Below are 3,856 nucleotides of genomic sequence, written 5' to 3' on the forward strand. Positions count from 1 at the left end.
CCCAAAGAGCTTATCGCAAGTGCATCAGTCCTGACCTAAAATCCAAAATCCAAACGCCCCGCCGATATAGTATAAATGCTCTAAACACTTGTACTGCAACCCTGGGGCGATCGCCATGATTCGACTGCTGCACCTGTCAGACATTCACCTCGGCAGTGGACTGCTGCACGGGCGCGTGAACCCAGAGACGGGCGCAAACACGCGGCTGGAAGACTTTGGGCGAGCGCTGGAGCGGTGTATCGATCGGGCGATCGCCGAATCTGTTGACCTAGTGCTGTTTGGCGGGGATGCCTTTCCCGATGCTACGCCGCCGCCCAAGGTGCAAGAAGTCTTTGCTCAGCAGTTTCGTCGCCTGGTGGATGCCGACATTCCCACGGTGCTGCTGGTGGGCAACCACGACCAGCATACGCAGGGTCAGGGCGGCGCGAGTTTGTGCATTTACCGGACGCTGGGCGTGCCGGGGTTTGTGGTGGGCGATCGCCTGGAAACGCATCGCATTGCCACCCGCAGCGGCGAGGTCCAGGTCATCACGCTGCCCTGGCTAACCCGCTCTACCCTGCTCAGCCGCCCCGACACCGAAGGGCGATCGCTGGCAGAGGTCGATAACTTGCTTCTGGAGCGGCTGCGGGTAGCGCTGGAGGGCGAAATTCGGCGGCTCGACCCAGATTTGCCCACCATCCTGCTGGCGCACCTGATGACCGACACCGCCCGCTTTGGCGCAGAGCGCTTCCTCGCCGCCAGCAAGGGATTCACCGTGCCGATGGCGCTGCTGACCCGTCCCTGTTTTGACTACGTGGCGCTGGGTCACGTTCATCGCCACCAGATTCTCTGCGACCAACCGCCCGTGGTCTATCCGGGCAGCATCGAGCGGGTAGACTTTAGCGAAGAAGCCGAAGACAAAGGCTATGTGCTGGTGTCCCTAGAGCGCGGCAAAGCAGTGGTGGAATTTTGCCCGCTGCCTGTACGCCCTTTTCAGACCCTCAGCGTGGATCTGACGGATGCAGCAGACCCACAAGCGGCGCTCTTGAGCCATCTCCAGCAAACCCTGCTGGCCGATGCAGTGGTGCGCCTGGTCTACAAAATTCTGCCAGAGCAGGCTGAGGACATTGACCAGGCCGCCCTGCACGAAGCCCTGAAATCTGCCCATACCTACAGCATCTATCCCGAAGTGCAGAGCCAGCTTGCCCGACCGCGCCTGCCAGAGTTGGGTGCAGGCAACGAGCTAGACCCGATTGAAGCCCTGAAAACTTACCTGGAGCATCACCCCCACCTGAGCGGGCTGGCAGACGACATGCTAGCTGCCGCAAAAAACTTGCTGGCAAGGGATTGTCCTGAGGATCTTGCGCTCAGCGACGCGCCGCTGGAAATCGATTCAACCGATGCCACGGCCGCCCTAGAAGAGCCTGCAAACGCCCAGTTGCGCTTGCTCTAACCAAAGGCTTGCTCTGACTAAAGTTAGAAAATTATTGACCCGGCAACTTTTGTCACCACATTTGTCACTACATCTGCCCTCACCCTGAATCCCTCTCCCAGAGAGCGCGGGATTTCCGATCCGGCTCCCCTTCTCCTGTTCCAAAGGGTGAGGGACTTCCGATCTGCCTCCCCTTCTCCTCTCCCAGAGAGCGCGGGACTTCCGATCCGGCTCCCCTTCCCCTGTTCTGAAAGAAGGGGCTGGGGGATGAGGGCGGTTCGGAATGCAAGCTTAAATATTGCCAGGTTAAATTACTGCCAGGTTAAATTGTCAGGTTAAGTAAGAACAAAAAAGAAGCATGGAATCTTGTCCCATGCTTCTCAAATTGTTTCTCTTGCTTCTCGAATGCTTAGAGTGAATGGTCAGGCTGCTGCGACTATCGCATCTGATACCAGTAATAGGTCGCCATTGGAATCACCGTCGCGGCAAAGAGTAGCCCGATGACCCAAACGGTCGCGTTGCTTTCAGCCGTCTCTTCGGGCGTGGCGAAAGTTCCCTCGCTCTGATCGACTTCGACCACGACGGGCGGGCCGGGGTCAGGATTGCCTGCCAGCACTTCCGACAGGCGCGTGGCCACGTCGAGAAATGCCTGGTTGTAGCGATCGCCCTGGCGCAGCGGCACAGCCAGCGTTTCATCCACAACACTGGTGGCAATGTCGTCGCTCAGCAGCTCCTTTGCGGCTTCGCCCACGCGAATGGCGGCGTTATTCGTCACCGTATCCAGCACCAGCAGCACCTCATTGGCCTGATCGGCTGGTTCGGGAAACCACTGCTCAAACAACTGGTCAGTAAAGCTTTGGACGGTTTCGCCATAGTCCAATCGATGAATCGTCACCAAGCGCACGTCGTTGCCCGTCTTCTTGGATAAGCTGCTCAGCTTGCCGTTGATGTTGCTTTCATTCAGGCGGCTCAGCACGTCGCCCTCGTCCACCACCCACTCCGTCGGGCTGACGGCGGGCATCTCATACACGCCAGTCGCCAGGGCAGGAGCCGCGCCGCCCAGCCACAGCAAGACTCCCAAGGCTAGGGCGATCGCACCCATCCGGCTATGGAGCGATCGCAACAGTTGACCCACTCGTTTCCGATCCGTTTGCTTAAAGAAATGTGTCATTTCTGAAAATTCCCAACCCTCATTACAAAAATACACCAGGTTGGAGGGCGCGGGGAGAGATGGAGTGGTGGGCAAGTCTGGAAAAAGTTTAGCGAGTTGGCTGGATGCGGTAAGCACAGCGGCGATCGCCCTGCATTAGATGCTCCACCCGTTCGACCACCACGCTCGTTCCCAAAACAGAACGAAAAACCTCCAGTTCTGCGGTGCAAAGCCCCGGACAGGTCTGGGCGGCGGCGCAGATGGGGCAGTGGTTTTCCACCAGCAATAGCCCGTCGGGTTGTTCCAAAACCTCGGCCATGTATCCTTCCTGGCTGCGGAAGTGGGCGATCGCCCTTACCTGCGCCTGCCAGGATTCCACCCCAGCCAGTTGCGCCCGATAGGTCTGAACCTGGCGGCGGCTGCGTTCCGAAATCACCCGCTCCAGCCCCTCCGCACCAAACACCGTCTCCACCCCCCGCAACACGTCCAGCATCAGGTCAGCGTGGCTATCGGGAAAGCGGCTGACGGAATGCTCGGTCAACTGCCACAGCTTCACCGGGCGACCTGCGGGGCGGCGCTCTTGGCGATAGGTCACCCACTGCTCTGCCTTCAGCGTTTGGAGATGCTGCCGCACTGCCATCGGGGAAATCTCAAGCTGCTCTGCCAAGGCCGCCGCCGTCTGTGCCCCCCGCATTTTCAGCAGGTGCAGGATCTGATCTTTGGCTCTGGGCTTGATGTCCTCCATTGAGGGGGTGGATTTTGGATTTTTGCTCTTCGATTTTCGCTTTTCGATCTTGGATTGCCCCTAATGCTGGGTGAGCGCAATGGGCAAAGGCAAACCCCATACTTCAGTGTGCCGTGTGCGGAGGGCGCTTGTCTTTAACTTTGGGAATTTTTGGGCTGGCGACGGTTGTTACGACGGTTTTACCCAGGCGCAATTGCTCACAGCCTTGACTATCCTCAAATCCTCAAAACTGATAGGGCTGGTCGGCTAGCCACATTCGGGTCAGCACGGCTTCGCCATTGCCCCCGACCTTGGCTTCCATGACAAAGTTGGGCGACTGTGGATTGGCCTGTTGCAGTTCGGCAATGCGGTTGTTGATGTCGAGTCGCTTGGCTTCGGGCATGTAGTATCGCTCCAGCCCATAGTTCACCCAGCCGTTGCGATAGATGCCCTTCAGCGCAACCTGATTAGTGGGCAGGTTGGTGGGGCGATCGCCCGACACAGCAACAGGCTTCCAGGGCTTGGGCGGCTGGCTGCCCGTGTCTTTCGGCGCTTCTAGAATGACGTAGAT

General features: G+C 58.6%; 4 protein-coding genes. 1 reads left to right on the forward strand and 3 read right to left on the reverse strand.

The window, feature by feature from the left end:
* Nucleotides 1–115 precede the first annotated feature (115 nt).
* On the forward strand, nucleotides 116–1,432 hold the full coding sequence (gene sbcD / locus IGS51_RS10070; RefSeq protein ID WP_297078280.1) for an exonuclease subunit SbcD: 1,317 nt from the start codon (nucleotides 116–118) through the stop codon (nucleotides 1,430–1,432).
* Nucleotides 1,433–1,847: 415 nt separating this feature from the next.
* Here the strand turns inward: sbcD and IGS51_RS10075 are convergent, their stop codons facing one another.
* The 3 genes from IGS51_RS10075 to IGS51_RS10085 all read right to left on the reverse strand — a co-directional run.
* Nucleotides 1,848–2,513, reverse strand: coding sequence for a TPM domain-containing protein (locus IGS51_RS10075; RefSeq protein WP_306466968.1), 666 nt, complete (start codon nucleotides 2,511–2,513; stop codon nucleotides 1,848–1,850).
* A gap of 157 nt (nucleotides 2,514–2,670) precedes the next feature.
* The gene (locus tag IGS51_RS10080) at nucleotides 2,671–3,306 is read right to left on the reverse strand and encodes a metalloregulator ArsR/SmtB family transcription factor (protein WP_297078281.1); all 636 of its coding nucleotides are present in this window, start codon (nucleotides 3,304–3,306) and stop codon (nucleotides 2,671–2,673) included.
* Between the two features lie 223 nt (nucleotides 3,307–3,529).
* Nucleotides 3,530–3,856, reverse strand: a 327-nt coding sequence (locus tag IGS51_RS10085; RefSeq protein ID WP_297078282.1) for a GDYXXLXY domain-containing protein, incomplete at its 5' end; no start/stop codon positions are given.

This window comes from Thermoleptolyngbya sp. M55_K2018_002, assembly GCF_015295965.1.
Lineage (GTDB): Bacteria > Cyanobacteriota > Cyanobacteriia > Elainellales > Elainellaceae > Thermoleptolyngbya > Thermoleptolyngbya sichuanensis.

What these genes read in the sequence shown, in the direction of transcription:
- sbcD (WP_297078280.1), top strand. Translation starts at nt 116, where the DNA reads ATGATTCGACTGCTGCACCTGTCAGACATTCACCTCGGCAGTGGACTG.
- IGS51_RS10075 (WP_306466968.1), bottom strand. Translation starts at nt 2,513, where the DNA reads ATGGGTGCGATCGCCCTAGCCTTGGGAGTCTTGCTGTGGCTGGGCGGC.
- IGS51_RS10080 (WP_297078281.1), bottom strand. Translation starts at nt 3,306, where the DNA reads ATGGAGGACATCAAGCCCAGAGCCAAAGATCAGATCCTGCACCTGCTG.